The sequence below is a fragment of the Enterococcus sp. DIV0756 genome (genome assembly GCF_051710745.1).
Taxonomy (GTDB): Bacteria; Bacillota; Bacilli; order Lactobacillales; family Enterococcaceae; genus Enterococcus_A.
Genome location: NZ_JBIOLF010000001.1, coordinates 1735576 through 1751003, shown reverse-complemented (window position 1 = coordinate 1751003; position 15428 = coordinate 1735576). Strand labels below are relative to the sequence as shown.

17 protein-coding genes are annotated in these 15428 nt (G+C 37.3%); 4 read left to right on the top strand and 13 right to left on the bottom strand.

Going from position 1 to position 15428, the window contains the following annotated elements:
* Positions 1-242 precede the first annotated feature (242 nt).
* The 6 genes from IGI44_RS08530 to IGI44_RS08505 all read right to left on the bottom strand — a co-directional run bounded on the left by IGI44_RS08530 (position 243) and on the right by IGI44_RS08505 (position 4611).
* Positions 243-956, bottom strand: a complete 714-nt coding sequence (locus tag IGI44_RS08530) for an ATPase (RefSeq protein WP_438787344.1) — start codon at positions 954-956, stop codon at positions 243-245.
* Between the two features lie 347 nt (positions 957-1303).
* The gene (locus IGI44_RS08525; protein ID WP_438787343.1) at positions 1304-3085 is read right to left on the bottom strand and encodes a hypothetical protein; all 1782 of its coding nucleotides are present in this window, start codon (positions 3083-3085) and stop codon (positions 1304-1306) included.
* 146 nt (positions 3086-3231) lie between these two features.
* Complete coding sequence (locus IGI44_RS08520) at positions 3232-3510, bottom strand: hypothetical protein (RefSeq protein ID WP_438787342.1); 279 nt, start codon at positions 3508-3510, stop codon at positions 3232-3234.
* A gap of 106 nt (positions 3511-3616) precedes the next feature.
* Positions 3617-3820, bottom strand: coding sequence for a hypothetical protein (locus IGI44_RS08515; RefSeq protein ID WP_049221577.1), 204 nt, complete (start codon positions 3818-3820; stop codon positions 3617-3619).
* Between the two features lie 18 nt (positions 3821-3838).
* Entirely contained in the window at positions 3839-4312 is a 474-nt protein-coding gene (locus tag IGI44_RS08510) for a hypothetical protein (protein WP_438787341.1), read from the bottom strand.
* Between the two features lie 59 nt (positions 4313-4371).
* A complete protein-coding gene (locus IGI44_RS08505) occupies positions 4372-4611 on the bottom strand; it encodes a hypothetical protein (protein ID WP_438787340.1) in 240 nt (79 codons plus the stop codon).
* A 142-nt stretch (positions 4612-4753) separates the two neighbouring features.
* On the opposite strand from IGI44_RS08505, the gene IGI44_RS08500 reads away from it, so the two are divergent.
* Positions 4754-4987, top strand: coding sequence for a helix-turn-helix domain-containing protein (locus IGI44_RS08500; RefSeq protein WP_049221567.1), 234 nt, complete (start codon positions 4754-4756; stop codon positions 4985-4987).
* A 525-nt stretch (positions 4988-5512) separates the two neighbouring features.
* Here IGI44_RS08500 and IGI44_RS08495 read toward each other — a convergent pair.
* The 3 genes from IGI44_RS08495 to IGI44_RS08485 all read right to left on the bottom strand — a co-directional run bounded on the left by IGI44_RS08495 (position 5513) and on the right by IGI44_RS08485 (position 7696).
* Entirely contained in the window at positions 5513-6175 is a 663-nt protein-coding gene (locus IGI44_RS08495) for an HAD family hydrolase (RefSeq protein WP_438787339.1), read from the bottom strand.
* 119 nt (positions 6176-6294) lie between these two features.
* Complete coding sequence (locus IGI44_RS08490) at positions 6295-6912, bottom strand: hypothetical protein (protein WP_438787338.1); 618 nt, start codon at positions 6910-6912, stop codon at positions 6295-6297.
* 160 nt (positions 6913-7072) lie between these two features.
* The gene (locus IGI44_RS08485; RefSeq protein ID WP_438787337.1) at positions 7073-7696 is read right to left on the bottom strand and encodes an NAD(P)H-binding protein; all 624 of its coding nucleotides are present in this window, start codon (positions 7694-7696) and stop codon (positions 7073-7075) included.
* A 198-nt stretch (positions 7697-7894) separates the two neighbouring features.
* On the opposite strand from IGI44_RS08485, the gene IGI44_RS08480 reads away from it, so the two are divergent.
* Genes IGI44_RS08480 through IGI44_RS08470 form a run of 3 tightly spaced genes read left to right on the top strand, consistent with a single transcriptional unit; the run spans position 7895 to position 9747 of the window.
* On the top strand, positions 7895-8692 hold the full coding sequence (locus tag IGI44_RS08480) for a bifunctional hydroxymethylpyrimidine kinase/phosphomethylpyrimidine kinase (RefSeq protein WP_438787336.1): 798 nt from the start codon (positions 7895-7897) through the stop codon (positions 8690-8692).
* Positions 8689-9183, top strand: a complete 495-nt coding sequence (locus IGI44_RS08475; RefSeq protein ID WP_438787335.1) for an ECF transporter S component — start codon at positions 8689-8691, stop codon at positions 9181-9183. The genes IGI44_RS08480 and IGI44_RS08475 overlap by 4 nt, the downstream gene beginning before the upstream one ends.
* Before the next feature lie 24 nt (positions 9184-9207).
* On the top strand, positions 9208-9747 hold the full coding sequence (locus IGI44_RS08470; RefSeq protein WP_438787334.1) for a TIGR01440 family protein: 540 nt from the start codon (positions 9208-9210) through the stop codon (positions 9745-9747).
* Between the two features lie 107 nt (positions 9748-9854).
* On the opposite strand, the gene IGI44_RS08465 is transcribed toward IGI44_RS08470, so the two are convergent.
* The 4 genes from IGI44_RS08465 to IGI44_RS08450 form a co-directional block, all read right to left on the bottom strand.
* Positions 9855-12086 (bottom strand): AAA family ATPase, encoded by a 2232-nt coding sequence (locus IGI44_RS08465; protein ID WP_438787333.1) that lies wholly within the window; start codon positions 12084-12086, stop codon positions 9855-9857.
* 23 nt (positions 12087-12109) lie between these two features.
* Positions 12110-12589, bottom strand: coding sequence for a DUF6530 family protein (locus IGI44_RS08460; RefSeq protein WP_438787332.1), 480 nt, complete (start codon positions 12587-12589; stop codon positions 12110-12112).
* 670 nt (positions 12590-13259) lie between these two features.
* Complete coding sequence (locus IGI44_RS08455) at positions 13260-14105, bottom strand: DegV family protein (protein WP_438787331.1); 846 nt, start codon at positions 14103-14105, stop codon at positions 13260-13262.
* Between the two features lie 80 nt (positions 14106-14185).
* Entirely contained in the window at positions 14186-15370 is a 1185-nt protein-coding gene (locus tag IGI44_RS08450) for an LCP family protein (RefSeq protein ID WP_438787330.1), read from the bottom strand.
* Positions 15371-15428: the final 58 nt, after the last annotated feature.

Genomic DNA, 15428 nt, shown 5'->3' with positions numbered 1-15428 from the left:
TCCGGTAAATGATTCATAAAAATAAGGATAAACCCCTCCTCATTTTTCCAAATCATGAATTTATTTTTTTTCACTCTCATATATAACTGTACCTATAATCACCACCATCATCACAACAGACCAATAACAACATAGTTCATAAAATTGCATAGTCCACCTCCTAATGACGAACGAAAACGAATGCCAGGCGTGACGTTTGTTCGTGTTCTATTAACTTTCAATGTTAAATGCAACTAGAATTCTCAACTAATTTCCGAACGATTGAAAAAAGCTTGAATAACTTTTTCGTCCTCTTCTACACGAGTATCCAGAGAATCGATCACAGCGTAACTATCATAAGATTCTCGGATAGTATCAGTTTGAATAAAGTTTTTTCTACGCCAGCAACTCATCTTATTTTTCTTATCAGGATTAGCAATAAAATATTCGTACTCAATCGGGTCATAGTATCGTTCGAAGGTCCAACGACCTAGTAAAGTTTTACAGGCTACAACCTCAAAGGTTTGTTCCCTAATTGCCTTGGCCACTCGTGTAAATACTTGACTAGTGGCCAATATTTTTATACCCTGTTTCCGCTGTTGTGTGATCGTACGAAGAATAGTGATTGGAAACGATCTTGTTTGATTGTCGAAATCGTTTTGTATCTCATCCCAACCGATCACGACACCACAATAACCATTTTCACGAGCTATTTTTGCAATAGTAGGCAATTCCGCCAAGCTGGTTAAAGAAAAATCTTCATCCTTGTACCCAAAATTAGTAGCAATCAATAGCTTAGAATACTGTTCTCTATACGTAATCAAATCCTTTACCATTGACATAGTTTTCCCTGAACCTTGCACACCACTATAAAGACGCAAGCCATACTCATTGAAAGGCTTTTTCCCTTCTTTAATAAGCTGATAATACCTATGCATATCGACGATTTTCCATTTTATGAACTTTAGTATTTTCATCGTGTAATTCCTCCCTTAAGAGATTTTTTTCGGCAACGTTTAAATATACTTTTAAATAAGCGAGCTGACACTCACGCGGGCGTGAGCCTCAGCTCCTGCTTAATTGATAAAAGGGATTTTTTTAACGATCGCCATAAAAATATTTTTTAAGAAGACGAAATTATCTCGTATGACAACTACTGAAATTATCATTAAAAGAACTTTTACGTCTATCAAAATATCTATATACTTAAATACTTTTCCTAACTCGGCAATGTATCCCAGATTAAAATCAAAATCGAATGAGGGAATCAATCCTATAATGAAATCAATGACGCCAAATAAAAGTTCGAACAACATTTCAAAAATCATTCGATCACCTCACCCCTAGAGTGGAACCAATGATACATATCAATTAAGAAGCCTAGCAGTACAAATCCTGTAGCGAACCCCCTTATTATTGGAGCAAAATCATTTAATTTAGAAAAAGGAAGCCTAACGTCACCCTCAAACATACCATTCAAATTAAATTGTTGATCCTCGATTTTAGTTTGAACGCCGAATAAACCTTTAAAAATATCAATCCAACCAAAGACGAACGGAAATTTTATCTTGATAGAGTCGCCTGTATCGTCAAATTTTTCATGAATAAAATCCAGATTTTCAGGAACGATCAAATGAATTAGATCATCAAGTAATCCTTTTAAAAAGTCTAAGACCTGGCTCAATAAAAAACCTACTTCTTGAATTGCTGTTTCCAACACAGTCCCTAGAGTTTTAATTGCTGTCTCTAATAGACTCCCAATAGTTTGTATTAATTCCCTAATCCAGCCAGAACCATCCTCAGAGCCGATTTTTTCATAAATATCAGCTAGCCACCCAATAATAAATTGAAAATATAACTCAGCAGTTTTGAAATGTTCCTCTTGGAGTGATAGATAAGTAATAATCGTACTCAAATTTGTATTAGTTGTACTCAATTGAGACGATATGAAACCTAAATTCGAATTGACTTGTCCCAGATTACTATTGACCAAACCAAGACTGTTAATCACTGTCATTAGATTAGTGTTAACGGTATTCAATGCAGTTAATACATAAGTCAAATCATCATGTATCTTGTCTAAAAGTGCGTGTTGCATTTCTAACCAATCGGTTAGAAGTAAAAGCAGTTTATTAGTCGTATTTTGGCTTTCTAAGAGCGTCACAAACCATTCCTTTAACAAATCTTTTGTTTCTTCGAAACCTGCAACAATCGAGTATCTAAGTCTATAAATGGAGCTCTCTTTGTTGTCCATGTCAAAATAGTGTTTCATGATTAACGCAAAATGTGATCTAGACTCTTGAAATTGATTCTTGAATAGTCTTACTGCTTTTCCATCATTCTCACTGACTGAACCTCCGTCATAGTGTTCTGCGTCCCATAAACCTATGTTGTCACTACTTGCTTTAACAATTGCAGCGATAATGCCCAAAAGCTCAATTTTTAAATTGTCAATTGCTTCTTGTTGAGCATTATGAAGCTGATACAACTGAAGAATACTAGCAGAATTAGCCGTTAGAATAGCAGAATGTGAATCTAAGGAATCTTGTTGTGTATTATGAAGTTGATATAATTGTGATATTTGAGATTTATTTGTACTCAATGTTTCTGTGTGGCTATTTATTATTTTAGAATGCGAATCTAAGGAATCTTGCTGTATGTTATGAAGCTGATACAGCTCGCTAAATTTCAAACCCGCAGAGTTTAGAGAGTCAGAATGACGTTCTAAAATCTTTTGGTGTTCGTCTCTTAATTGATAAAGCTGATTGATTGAACTTGTATGTCTACCAAGCACTACACCTTGATCATTAATTAAACTGTATATTTGACTGAACTTTTCTCCAGCATTGTTTAGAGATTCGGAGTGACGTTCAAGAACCTTTTGCTGTTCATTTCTTAATTGATAAAGTTGATTAATTGAGTTAGCATGTTGTCCTAAAACAACACCTTTTTCATTGTTCAAACTATAAAGTTGTCTAATACTAGCACTATGAGAATCAAGTGACGTCTGTTGAATATTATGCAAAGAATAGAGTTCGCTTACTTTGCTGTTTAAACTTGTGGTTAGCGTCTTTAAAGAGCTTACGTCTGTTTCAACGACTGTCAATCTATTTGCTACTCTATCAATACGTTCATTCGCCTTAGATATTTTTAGGTTGATCGTAGTAAAATCGTCCCAAACAAGAGAACGAAACGAATAGAACTCATTTCTTAAATATCGAATTTCATCTTGCCAAGTCGTTGCAAAAGTTGTTATTCCTCCTGAATTTTTTTCTTTTTCAACAGGTTTATCTTTTGAGCCATCAAGTGAAACATTCGAATTTGAATCTTCTTGCCCATTAGAGTTTGGAGCAATATTTTCGTCAAAACTAGAAACACTAGAAGAATTACCAACTCCATTAATACTGCTGTCACTGACTGCATTGACACCATTATTAACGCCAGAAACGGCGTGAACAGGTAAGCTAAAACAGCCAAAATAAAGAATAAAAAAACCGCACCGATCACTTTAAAGACTTTTTTCATTTGCATATATTTTCTTCCTTTCCTACTTCGTCAAACATGTGTTGAGATCCCAACACGTTACTCAGCTACTTCAATAAAAAAAGCTAGGCTACATTAGCCTAGCCCAAACGATTTAACCTTTGACTGCTTTTTTACCAAATCGGCGGATGTAGAAAATTGCAGCACTGAAAGCGGCAATTACTACGCCAGCAATAATAATGACACTAGCATTAGCTGACATGATTCCAGTAATTCCATCTTGAAACCACTTAATTTGATCGCTAAGGTCAAGCGTCGGAAAAGTTGGCATAGTTGCGCCTAATAGAAAATAATTCATAATTATTACCTCCACATTTTATCTAAATACTTTTTTAGTTATCTCGGAATAAACAAATCCGCCTAGTTTCAATACTGCATAGGCGCCTATACAAAAGAGAAAACCGGCAAATGCGAGTGTCCCAAGAGAAAATGAGTTTTCTTGAACCAGCGTGCTTGAATCTTGTTGCTCGATTACTGTTTGAAGATTTTTATTCACAGATTTAACCTCTTCCAAAACGTCTGCTTGATCTTCACTTAAATTCATTTTGCCCACTGCTTCACTGGTCTTTTTCAACTCACTAACCAATTCAGCATGTCGTTGCTTGTCTTGAAGCTCGTCTGCTTCCTGTTTTATTTTTTCTGCTTCGAGTGACTCAGCCGTTTTAACAGCCTGCTCAGAATCTAAAGTGGCTTGCTCGGAATCCTTAGTGGCTTGTGTCTGTTTATCCTTCAAACGATCTTCCTCACGAGCTTTCATTAAGGAAATTAAGTTATATGTGTTTTTGTTCAATTGCTTTAGCTCGTTTAGAATTTCATTGTCTAGGTTTTTTTGATGTTCATCCATATTTCTTATGAAGGATTAACAGCAAGACAATTCATTGACGTGCTGTAGCCCATTTTGACGGCTTTCAAAGTGACTTTGCATGGTTGGTTTTCTGATACTTTTTGTTGAAATTCTTCATCTGCAAAAAATTCTAATCGTTGATAGTTTTCTGTATCAATAATATGAACCAGTTTGTAAGGATTGCCTTTACTACTTACTTTCTCTTCAACTTTCTCGAAAATTAACTTTCCTGCGCTAATAAACATTGGCTTTCTCCTTTCTTCATGTTCTTCTCTTTTTTAACCTTTATCGGTTATAATGTAATTATAAGCGTATCAAAACCCTATAATCAACCTAATCAGGGTAACGAAACGTGTTATTATATAGAGAGAAAAAGGAGTGTGGAGCATGAACAAATTGGATGAACATAAGATGATTGTTGACAGAATATTACAATTAGCTCATGATAATAACATAACAATAAACAAGCTCGCCTCTTTATCAAATATTAGACAATCAACGTTGAATGGAATAATTAATGAAGAAAGAATTCCTAATTTATCAACATTATCTAAAATATGTGGTGGTTTGAAAATTTCCCTAAAGGATTTCTTCGATTATGAGCCATTCAATAAAAAATAACACCTCAAGTGAGGTGTTATAATTTTATGAGTTAACGGTAATATACATTAAACAAAGTTAAATGCTTAAAAACCAGACTTATTGAATCCATTAATTCGCTGATTTGTATTTGAATCACTTTTGGGATTATCGTGTACTTTTAGTGCTTTTTCCTATATTTTTTGTAAATTATCCATTCGAAAATCATTTTCCTTATTCGTTTAACAATTTTAACCTGAATTGCTTTTCAAATTTTCGTTTTGATATCGTTGATCGTTGAAAAAAGTTCACGATAATCTTTTGAGTACTTTTTGTAATATAAATTTTCCATAATGATTTTTGTAGATTTTTTCGTTAAACGTCAATTTTACGAGTTTTTAAACAATTTTTGATTCATTACATAAATCTATTTTTTTAGTGAATACGTTTTCGTAATAACGTATGTTTTCTAGTTTTTTTGATAAGTAAAAGAACTATTGCGTAAATGAACGTTAGAAAGGCCGATGGCTTATTTAGCACTATTTTCAACAAGATTCCCCGCTCCTCCTATTTATTTATAGCCTTGATCCTCTCATAGGCTTCTTTCATATCTACAGCTAAATAATCGGCTGCGCTTTGATCCACCATTGCCCTTGTTTCCTTATAGGCAATCGTTGTAATACCGGCTGCTTTAGCTGCACAGATCCCATAATAAGAATCTTCAATAGCAATGACCTGATCTGAATTGACATTTAGCTTTTGGAGCGTATTTAGATAAATGGTTGGATTCGGCTTGCTTTCTTCAACAAATTCACCGCTGTAGATGACGTCAAAGTATTCTTTGATGCCACAAGCAGCTAATACTTCGATAATATGCTCATAAGTTGATGATGACGCTACTGCTAGTGAAATACCATTGGTCTTCGCCCATTTCAAAATCAAGAGAATATCACTACGGAATAGTTCGCGATAATCGATTGTTTGATAAGCGATCGCATTGTATTCTTCAAACCGCTGTTTAATCTCATTCAAAGAATCCTTGCTACCAATAAATTCTCTTAGCGTTTCATAAAGCATGTTGTAAGATTGACCAATCAATTCATCAAAATTGGTTTCTGCTGGATTGATTGAAGGGTTTTCTTTTTTAATGAATTCTTGTTGAATTCGAAAATCTTGAAATTCTGTATCCACGATCACGCCATCCATGTCAAAAATGATTGCTTTAAGCATTTAAATGCCCTCCTTCAATTATCTATAGAAAATTATGGCAAACCTTTTTAGTAAAAGCAAATGGATAACCGCATTGAAACACAAAAATAGCCAATTACGTAGTCACTCAACGCAGTTGGCTATTTCTTCATTTTTGCTCGTAAAGCCTTTATTTTTTCAAGTGTAATAATTTTCGATTGCGGTTCGGAATTCTTTTCTATTTCCTCTTTACGTTCTTCTACTAATGCGATTCCACGATGCTCTGCTCGAAAAATATTTCGTTTGATTTCTTCAACTTGTTTTAGTTTATTTATCGCTTCAGACTTGTATCGTAACAAATCTTTGATTTTTCTCTCATGGATTCGTTCAGTTACCTTTTCATCAAAATAACATGTAATCGCCACGTTAATGACCAGAGCAATCAATAAAAAGTTGTCTGTTACACTGGAGCCATCAAGATAGCCGTTACTGAATAGCCAGATAACGAAGCAAATCAACGCAATCACGCTAAATACCTGGTAAACTCTTAAGGCTTTTTCTTTTTCGGTACGATCAGCAAATATGGGTTTTGCTTCATAAAACAAGGCAAGATAAAGATTGCGCGCTTCAGCAAATTCGGGTTGCGTTTTTTTCGCTGTTTCGTACGCTTCTTTCTTAGCGAAACCTTGTTCTTTCATATAATACTTCGCAATTTTTCTTTTTCTGATCATTTGAACCCCCTCTTCGATTCTAAGATCATGGATATTTTGAAGATTCATAAGGCTGCTCCTTACTCACGGAATTCGATGTTCGGCAGTCTCTATTTTATCATTAAGTCAGTAGAAAAACTAAGAAATTATTTAATATTTTTCGCCTCGTCTGAATTAATAAAAGAGAAATCCACCCAGACAAGGATTCTTGTCGAGTGGATCAAATATTTTATATTTTATTTACTGCTTCTTTGATTGGTGTATCTCCATCGCCCATCAGAATCACTTTTTTAATGGTGTTATCTTGTTCAAGGATTTCGGCTAAAACAGCAGCGACGTTTTCAATCGAATTCTCTGATTTTTTGGTGATGGTTGTAGTTATTTTTCCACTACCAGGGGTTTCTTTTAGGCTACCTGGTTGTAGGATTGTATACTCTAAATTTGTTTTATCAATCAACCAATTATCTGAGAAGAATTTTGAAATGTTGTAATCCGTCAACGCATCACTCCATTTTTCTGGCTGTAAAGCAAATAGTGAACTTAAATGAATGTATCGCTTAATCCCCTTCTTCTCCACTGCTTGCATTAATTTTACAGCTCCATACAAATCTGTTTGTAAAAGATCTTTTCCTCGTGATCCGGCAACAAAATACACGGCTTCAGCATCCCCTAATGTATCTGCAATTTCATCTACAGTACCGTGTAAATCTAAATGAACTGGCGTAACGGAATCGCTGATTTCAATATCTTCGTCACGACGTGCTCCAGCATAAATGGTGTGTCCTTTTTCGACTAAATCTTTGATCAGTTCTTCGCCAACTCTTCCTGTGGCTCCAGCAATAAATAATTTCATCGACATGATCCCCTTTCTCATCAGCTATGCTAACGTATTTTGTGATTCGGTACAAGGAATTGCTCTCACAATTGGATGAGATAGAAAACAACCAATTGGCTGTTTCTTTTTCAACTTACAACTTTATAATGAAATCATTAATTCAATTTGAGTTTAAAGATTGACGGTATTTATACGTCTTACTATGAGGAGTTTTTTATGACGAAGACAGTATTAACGATTGCGGGATCAGATACACTTGCTGGAGGTGGCTTGCAATCGGATTTAAAAACATTTGAAAATTATCGTTTGTTTGGATTGACTGCAATTACCTGTATTGCCACTATGAAGAATGAACAGTTTGAAATCACTGATCTGCCGACTGAACTATTAAAGGATCAATTACGTACGATAAAGGAAAATCTTTCTATCGATGGCATAAAAATTGGGTTAGTTCATCAACTAGAATCATTGGAAATTGTCAAAAACTTTTTGAGAACGTTTGATGGTCCGATTGTATTAGACCCAGTAATGGCATTTAAGGAAACGAATCGTGTGTATAGTGATGCTTACCGCGAAAAATTGATTGAGCTCTTTCCTCATGCTGCAGTTATTACACCTAATTTAAAAGAAGCGGAAATTTTGAGCCAACAAAAAATTTCTAATTTGACTGAAATGGAACAAGCAGCGGAACGGATTATCGCACTAGGCGCTCAATCAGTAGTGATCAAAGGTGGTGAACGTTTGTCTGGTGATCTCGCTTCGGATCTCTTTTACGATGGGCAGAAATTTGAAAACTTCTCCAAGCCGAAATTGGCAAACGTGACAATCAATGGTGCTGGGTGTACCTTTGCTTCTGCTATTGCAGCAAATCTTGTTTCAGGCAAGACATTGATACCTGCAATCAGTGAGAGTAAAGAATATGTCTATCAAGGAATCAAAAACGGCGTTCTTTTGAAAAATGGCGAAGGCAATGTTTGGTTCGGTGATAGTGTAAAATCGGAGGTGATCGTGTGAAAACAAAAGAAATGACAAAATTGGCAATGATGGTAGCATTGACTGTGACCCTCTCAATCCTTTTCATTATCCCGATTCCTGCTACAAAGGGATTTGTTACACTCTGTGAGGTGGGAATTTATGCTTCCGCCCTGCTTTTTGGGCCAACCGGCGGCTTACTGGTCGGTGCCTTAAGTGGTGGTCTGATTGATTTAATTTCTGGATATCCTGAATGGGCTTTTTTCTCGATTATGATTCATGGCGTACAAGGCTTTATTCTTGGTTATCTGTATCAAAAATACCCTAATCGAAGAGGACTCTATTCGGGGTTCCTATTTGCGAGTTTATTCATGATTGTCGGCTATGCTTTAGCAACTGCGCTATTATTTGGCTGGCCTGCGGGTTTGGCTTCATTGCCAAGTAATCTCGTACAAAATATTTTTGGTATCGCGGTGACAGTCCCTCTTTATCACGCGTTGCAAAGAGTGCTACGTCACCCTCAATATAAATAGTTTAAATAGAAGGAAGTTATCCAAATGGAAAAAGAAAAAATTCAACAAGATTTAGCAACAATCGTTAATGATGTTTTAACAGAAGCACAGCTTAAAGCTGGGGATGTTTTTGTTTTAGGCTGTACGACCAGTGAGATCGTTGGCGGAACGATCGGAAAAAATTCGAGCCAGGAAGTTGGCCAATGGGTTATTGAAACCTTGAAAGCGATTCTTGATCCTAAAAAGATTTACTTAGGCGTACAAGGCTGTGAACATATCAACCGCGCAGTTGTTGTCGAGAGAGAAATCGCCGAGAAAAAGGACTGGGAAATCGTCTCTGTGAAGCCAGCCCTCCATGCAGGCGGCTCCTGTTCGGTTGCTGCCTTTGAGCAATTTAGTGATCCTGTAGAAGTGGAGCATATTGTGGCTCAAGCAGGAATTGATATTGGTGATACGTCAATTGGTATGCACGTTAAATATGTTCAAGTACCAGTTCGTCCTTCTATCAAGGAACTAGGCGGTGCTCATGTGACAGCTTTACGCAGTCGCCCAAAATATATTGGCGGCCCGCGCGCAACCTATTAATCTATCAGAATGATAAGTAATTTTAAATTTTAGTTTACAAAAGAAAAGTCAAACACCGATGTACTTAACGCTTGAAAAGTATCTCAGTGTTTGACTTTTATTAGTGTTTAAACAAAACGAGCAATTAATTGGAGTAACTGTTGAGGCAGCGTAGAGATATCTGAAATATCAACAAAGTTATTTTCACCATATAAGGCGCGCAACTGCTCCTTGTCTTCGCCAATAGCGCATGCAATAAAGAGAATGCCTTTACGCTCATAGTCAGACAAAACATCTTGAATATCTTGGCGAGCTTTTTCGCCAGTATAGTCCGGTAAGGCTTTCGGCTGTCCGTCACTAATGGATAGTAAAACCTTTGTATCTGCGGCTTGCTGACTCAATTTTTCTGCTAACAAACGCAACGGTACACCGTCTCGATTGTTTTGCCGTGGTTTCATTGTAGATAGTTTTGCTGCCATAAAATCGTAGCTATCGTCGAATTCCTTGTAGGAATAGATCGAGGTCTTTTCCCGTTGACTAAGATCGGCAGAATCACCATAGAGCATCAGTGGAATATTGGTTTTTTCTGCAAACAAACTGAGTGCAACAGCAGCTAATTTAGCATTTTGCATCCGATCATCTCGTAGCATTGAACCTGATTCATCCACACGGACAGCTAATGCCAAAGAAGGATTTTCACTTGGTGGATTTTTCTTATCAAAATTGCGCAAATCACCGTATGCAACATGACTTGGATTAAAACGGGCACCATAATATTTCCCGCTGGAAAAATCGTTGCTGACCTCTTTATTCAATAGATCATTAATCACACGACTCAAGCTTTCTACTTCTGGTAAAACCTGTTGTGTTAGTTCCTGCCCATTTTTGATAGCTTCCTCATTAATTGTAGGTCGATGAAGAATGGTGCCTTCTTTTGCGTGAATCGTTTCCTTCAGGCTTTCACGAATCTCACGATTTCGTTTTTTTCGTTTTGTCTTATCGATTTCAGCCATTTCTTCTAGCGACATCGCTGAGCCGATTTTGTCCTCCTCATCAATGGACGCGGAGGTGCTTTCGCCTTCGTCCGCATTTTTGCTGACTTCCTCTGGAATTGTTAAGGCTTCGGGTTGTTTATCCTTTTCAGAGGTAGCTTCCTCTAGCTTTGTTTCTTCATTTTCTGTCGATGCGTTAGCTTCTGTAGCTTCATTTTTCAGAGTTGCTTCCTCTGCTTCTTCTAAAATATTCCGTTGATCAGCTTCAGCTTGACTGATTTTTCTGCCCTGCTTCAATTTCTGTTGATTTTTTACCTGTTGAAGATCTGTCAATAAACGGCTGTGTTCCAATGCCTCTTGTAGTATTTGTAATTCCGTCTCATCTGTCGTCAGTTTATATAAAACCTTAGGGAAAATACTTTCCAAAGGATTCTGGCCTTGCTTTAAGCTATTAACCCAAAAGAAATAGGAACGCATCCCTGCAACTCCTTTAATCGCGTTTGCCTTAGCTGTTTCATCCAACAGACGAATGATTTTGGCCATAATTTCTAAATAATCGTAATCAGCAAAACCAGTCTTGGCGATTGCCCGATCAATCATTACTTCAATCGTAGGAAGGTCCATTTTTTCCGCATGTTGCACTCGATCTCGCAAAGATTCGTTTAGCGGTCGATTTCCTTGATAATTTCGGTTGGTGGTGATGATCACTACACAATCAGGATGCCGGCGAATAATTCCTGTTGGTATGTTCAAGAGCCCATTTGGCTCCAAAGCAGAATTCAACGCCACCAAAACCGAGGCATCACGAATAACGGTTGGTTCTTGTATTTCAAGCAAATATCCCTTTTGCATTGCGCGAACAATCTCTGAAGGATAAAACTTGTATTCGACACTTGTAGGAAGCTCCTCCTGATTTGTTCGTTCGATCAGTTTACTTAAGCGTTGCTTTGCTTGATCGGCACTGATTTGAAAATGAGTTTCAATTACCGACAACACTTCTTGTAACGAGTCGGTTTGATAAATAGCCTCCAGCAATTCTTGATCTTCGTCATCATCTGTTGAGACGACTGGTAATAGCGCGCCAAACACATCTGTTTTATCCATATCAGCAAAACAAGTCACCTTGGTATAAGGAAGCTGCAAATCTGCGGATAAGGCACGTGCAAGTTGGGTTTTCCCCGATCCCGCATCCCCTTCTAGCAACACGTTCATAATTTTCATTTCAGGATCAAGCCAGTTATTTTTAATTTCTGAGGCAATTCGCACTTCTTCCTGACTTGTTTTATGACTTGTTGGTTTGCGCCAAATCATTTGTTCTTCAACTTTGGTAAACTTTCGTCCTTCTGTAACGACAAAAGTATGCTCCATCTTTACTCACCTCATCTTCTGTTTTAATAGCCTAGTTCGTCTAAAAGACGTTTTAAGGTACGATAACGTTGTGCGATTAAATCCCCATCTTTGTTCATCGTATCGTTAAATAGAATAATATCCTCATCAATCTTTGGATTATCCGTATCCACTTGAACCTCCATACGTCCTCCTTGTAAGCCGAGAATTTCTACCTTGGGGTTCTCAGGATCATAGAATTTTTCATAGCGATAGGCATCTTGCAGATAGATACTGGATTGTGCCACTAAAATCGCCAAATCTAGAATTCGCGTAATCGGCAATTCCTCTGATTGTCGCGACCATTTTTCACCAGTATGACGCCAAACTTTTCCAGAAATATCTACACGTCCGCGATCATTCCATTGCGCCAACCCTAAGGTTAATCCCTTAGCATCGCTATCCCAAGCATGGTGTCCATCGATTTTATCGTAATCCTCAACTAAAAAAACGGGTTTATGTTTTAAATTTGTCGGTATTTTCATTGTAACTCCTCCTAATCTGTCATTCGTCTTTAGTAAATTACTAAATTACTAAACTACTAATGAAAAAAGAATACGAAAAAAGAAAGGTTTTTGCAACTAACTCAATCTCTAGGAGTTCATTTTTGAAATGCGCAAAAATGAGTTTTATTTTCGTCACGTATACCATCAATCTAAACAGCTCGTTTTGTGATAATCAAAGGAATTAATTGTATTCTCTCAAGCTAAGTAAACTGTGAAAAGATTTACTGGCAACTAACTCACTTTAAGGAATTTATTTTTGAAATGCGCAAAAATGAGTTTTATTTTCGTCGCGTGTACCATCAATCTAAACAGCTCGTTTTGTGATAATCAAAGGAATTAATTGTATTCTCTCAAGCTAAGCAAACTGTGAAAAGATTGACTGGCAACTAACTCAATCTCTAGGAATTCATTTTTGAAATTCACAAAAATGAGTTTTATCTTCGTCACGTATACCATCAATCTAAAGAACTCCTATCGGTGGTTTAGATTGTGAGTTGTTTAGTGAGCATGAGTCTAATAAACTATGAAAGAAGAAAGGATTGATTGATAAGAAAAGCGTCATACTCTTTCCAATATGAAAGAGTATGACGCTTCGACTTTCTTTTTGTTAAGTATTTGTTCTTCAATCATAACATTGTAAAGCTAATCATTATTTTGCGACACCAAGTGCGATGGCTTTGTCGCCTAAATGAGTGCCAATTACCGGCCCGAAAGTCCCAATATCAATCGTGGCATCGGGGTACTTCTGACTGAGTTTTTCATACTCCTGCTGGGCTAGTTCGGGGTTATTTCCGTGGATTACGAAAATCCGTAACTCATCAGGGTTATTTTGGCGGCGTTCCTCAATAATTTCTTCCGTACGTTGCAATGCTTTTTTTAATGAACGGATTTTCTCCGCCAAAACGATCTTACCGTCTTCAAAGGTAAGAATGGGTTTGATCTTTAATAATCCGCCAATAATCGCAGCGCCATTTGTCAAACGCCCACCACGTACTAAGTTATCCAAGTCATCGACGATAATATACGCATTGGTGGTATCACGAATCTCATCTACTGCTGCTAAGACGTCATCCAATGATTTTCCTTCATCGCTTAATTCTAAGGCTTTTTCAACCATGTACCCCATGGGAACACTGGTGATTTTTGAGTCATAGGGAATGATCGTTAATCCGTCGATATCTTCTTTAATTGCCGTTAAGGTACGAACAAAGCCTGAAATTCCTTCTGATAAATGAATACTGATGACCGTATCATAGCCCTGTTCCTTGATTGAGCGATATAATTCGAACACTTCACCAAGTACTGGTTGTGATGTTTTAGGGAAGTCTTTACTACTTTTCAACTTCTGATAAAACTCTTCGTACCCGATATCCACTCCTTCTTCAAACGGCTGGCCGTCAATGATGACTGGTATCGGTATAATGAATAAATCTTTATGATTGCGTATACGTTCATTCAGATAGGCGGTACTATCTGTCACGATCGCTAATTTCATAATTGTTTCCTCGTTTCAATCAAAATTTACAATAATTATAATATAGCACACTCATAGATTCATGGGAATCAAAAATCCGATTACTTCCCTAAAAAGTCTTGAACGGCTTGGGCATTTTGAGTGGTGTCGACTGCTAGTGCACTACCAGCATTTGCCGTATCAATGTAAGACCATGAGCCGTCAATTGGCAGAGTCAAACGTTCAATACCAGCTGCTGCCTTAGCAAAGTTGAATAGATTTGCTAATACGAACGTATTTGGCATATCGGTCGACAAGTATCCCCAAATTTTACCCGCCGCATAAGGTCCTCTTAATAAGACTAGCGGATTTTTTAATTGACCAAAAACAGATTGCATCACTTGCTGTTGTCTTCGAACACGCCCAAAATCTCCCTCTTCATCCATTCGGAAACGAGCGTAATTTAATAAGGTGTGTCCGTTCATCCGTTGAGGCCCTTTTGTGATTGGCTCATCAATGTAGGCACTCATATCCTTTTCAGCATCAATTTTCACACCACTTGGAAAAAGAGCGTCTACCCCTTTCTCAAAGGTCTGAAAATCGACCATCGCATAGTAACGGCAATCAATTCCAAAATTCTCTTTCAGTGTCTGACGAACCAAATCAGCACCACCGTAGGCGTAAGCCGCATTCAGTTTATTTTCACCAACACCAGGGATATTAACATACATATCCCGCATGAAAGAAACAAGCTTAGGTTTGCCGCGCCCATCAACTTGCAGCACCATCATTGAATCAGAACGTCCACTGATGTTGTCGCGAGTATCGCTACCCAACAGCAAGATATTTTTTGTTCCATTTTCTGAAGCTGCCCCGTTAAACTCTTGTGTCTCCATTTTAGGCATTGACGAATCCGTCTTTGCCGCGATATTGCCCACGCCAAAAGCCACAACAGAGTAGCCAAAAAGCGCCACTAAGATCATGACTAGAATTTTTTTCCAGCTACGTTTTTTCTTTGGCTTCTGTTCATAAGGATTTTTTGATTTTCGCTTAAAAGGATTTTTGATCACTGGTAGTTTGAAATTGGGACGCGTCTTTTTATTTTTAGACTCCTGGTAATGATCCTCGTAATAAAACTCTTCTTCAGATTCTATCTGAGGCTCTCCTGTTTTTTCAAAATGAGTTTCCTCAATACGCGTTTTTTCACTCTGGTTTTCTTTCTTCATCTCACGACGAAAGCCAAAAGGTTTTTTCTCTTCCTTTTGACTTTCCTCGTGGATTTTTTTATATTTGTCCATTCGGCTCATAGTGCACCTCTTCATCTCAATACTATTAGTATTAAAATAGCAAATCATTCAGAGTTTG

What these genes read in the sequence shown, in the direction of transcription:
- IGI44_RS08530 (WP_438787344.1), bottom strand. Translation starts at nt 956, where the DNA reads ATGAAAATACTAAAGTTCATAAAATGGAAAATCGTCGATATGCATAGG.
- IGI44_RS08520 (WP_438787342.1), bottom strand. Translation starts at nt 3,510, where the DNA reads ATGCAAATGAAAAAAGTCTTTAAAGTGATCGGTGCGGTTTTTTTATTC.
- IGI44_RS08515 (WP_049221577.1), bottom strand. Translation starts at nt 3,820, where the DNA reads ATGAATTATTTTCTATTAGGCGCAACTATGCCAACTTTTCCGACGCTT.
- IGI44_RS08505 (WP_438787340.1), bottom strand. Translation starts at nt 4,611, where the DNA reads ATGTTTATTAGCGCAGGAAAGTTAATTTTCGAGAAAGTTGAAGAGAAA.
- IGI44_RS08500 (WP_049221567.1), top strand. Translation starts at nt 4,754, where the DNA reads ATGAACAAATTGGATGAACATAAGATGATTGTTGACAGAATATTACAA.
- IGI44_RS08495 (WP_438787339.1), bottom strand. Translation starts at nt 6,175, where the DNA reads ATGCTTAAAGCAATCATTTTTGACATGGATGGCGTGATCGTGGATACA.
- IGI44_RS08490 (WP_438787338.1), bottom strand. Translation starts at nt 6,912, where the DNA reads ATGAATCTTCAAAATATCCATGATCTTAGAATCGAAGAGGGGGTTCAA.
- IGI44_RS08485 (WP_438787337.1), bottom strand. Translation starts at nt 7,696, where the DNA reads ATGAAATTATTTATTGCTGGAGCCACAGGAAGAGTTGGCGAAGAACTG.
- IGI44_RS08480 (WP_438787336.1), top strand. Translation starts at nt 7,895, where the DNA reads ATGACGAAGACAGTATTAACGATTGCGGGATCAGATACACTTGCTGGA.
- IGI44_RS08470 (WP_438787334.1), top strand. Translation starts at nt 9,208, where the DNA reads ATGGAAAAAGAAAAAATTCAACAAGATTTAGCAACAATCGTTAATGAT.
- IGI44_RS08465 (WP_438787333.1), bottom strand. Translation starts at nt 12,086, where the DNA reads ATGGAGCATACTTTTGTCGTTACAGAAGGACGAAAGTTTACCAAAGTT.
- IGI44_RS08460 (WP_438787332.1), bottom strand. Translation starts at nt 12,589, where the DNA reads ATGAAAATACCGACAAATTTAAAACATAAACCCGTTTTTTTAGTTGAG.
- IGI44_RS08455 (WP_438787331.1), bottom strand. Translation starts at nt 14,105, where the DNA reads ATGAAATTAGCGATCGTGACAGATAGTACCGCCTATCTGAATGAACGT.
- IGI44_RS08450 (WP_438787330.1), bottom strand. Translation starts at nt 15,370, where the DNA reads ATGAGCCGAATGGACAAATATAAAAAAATCCACGAGGAAAGTCAAAAG.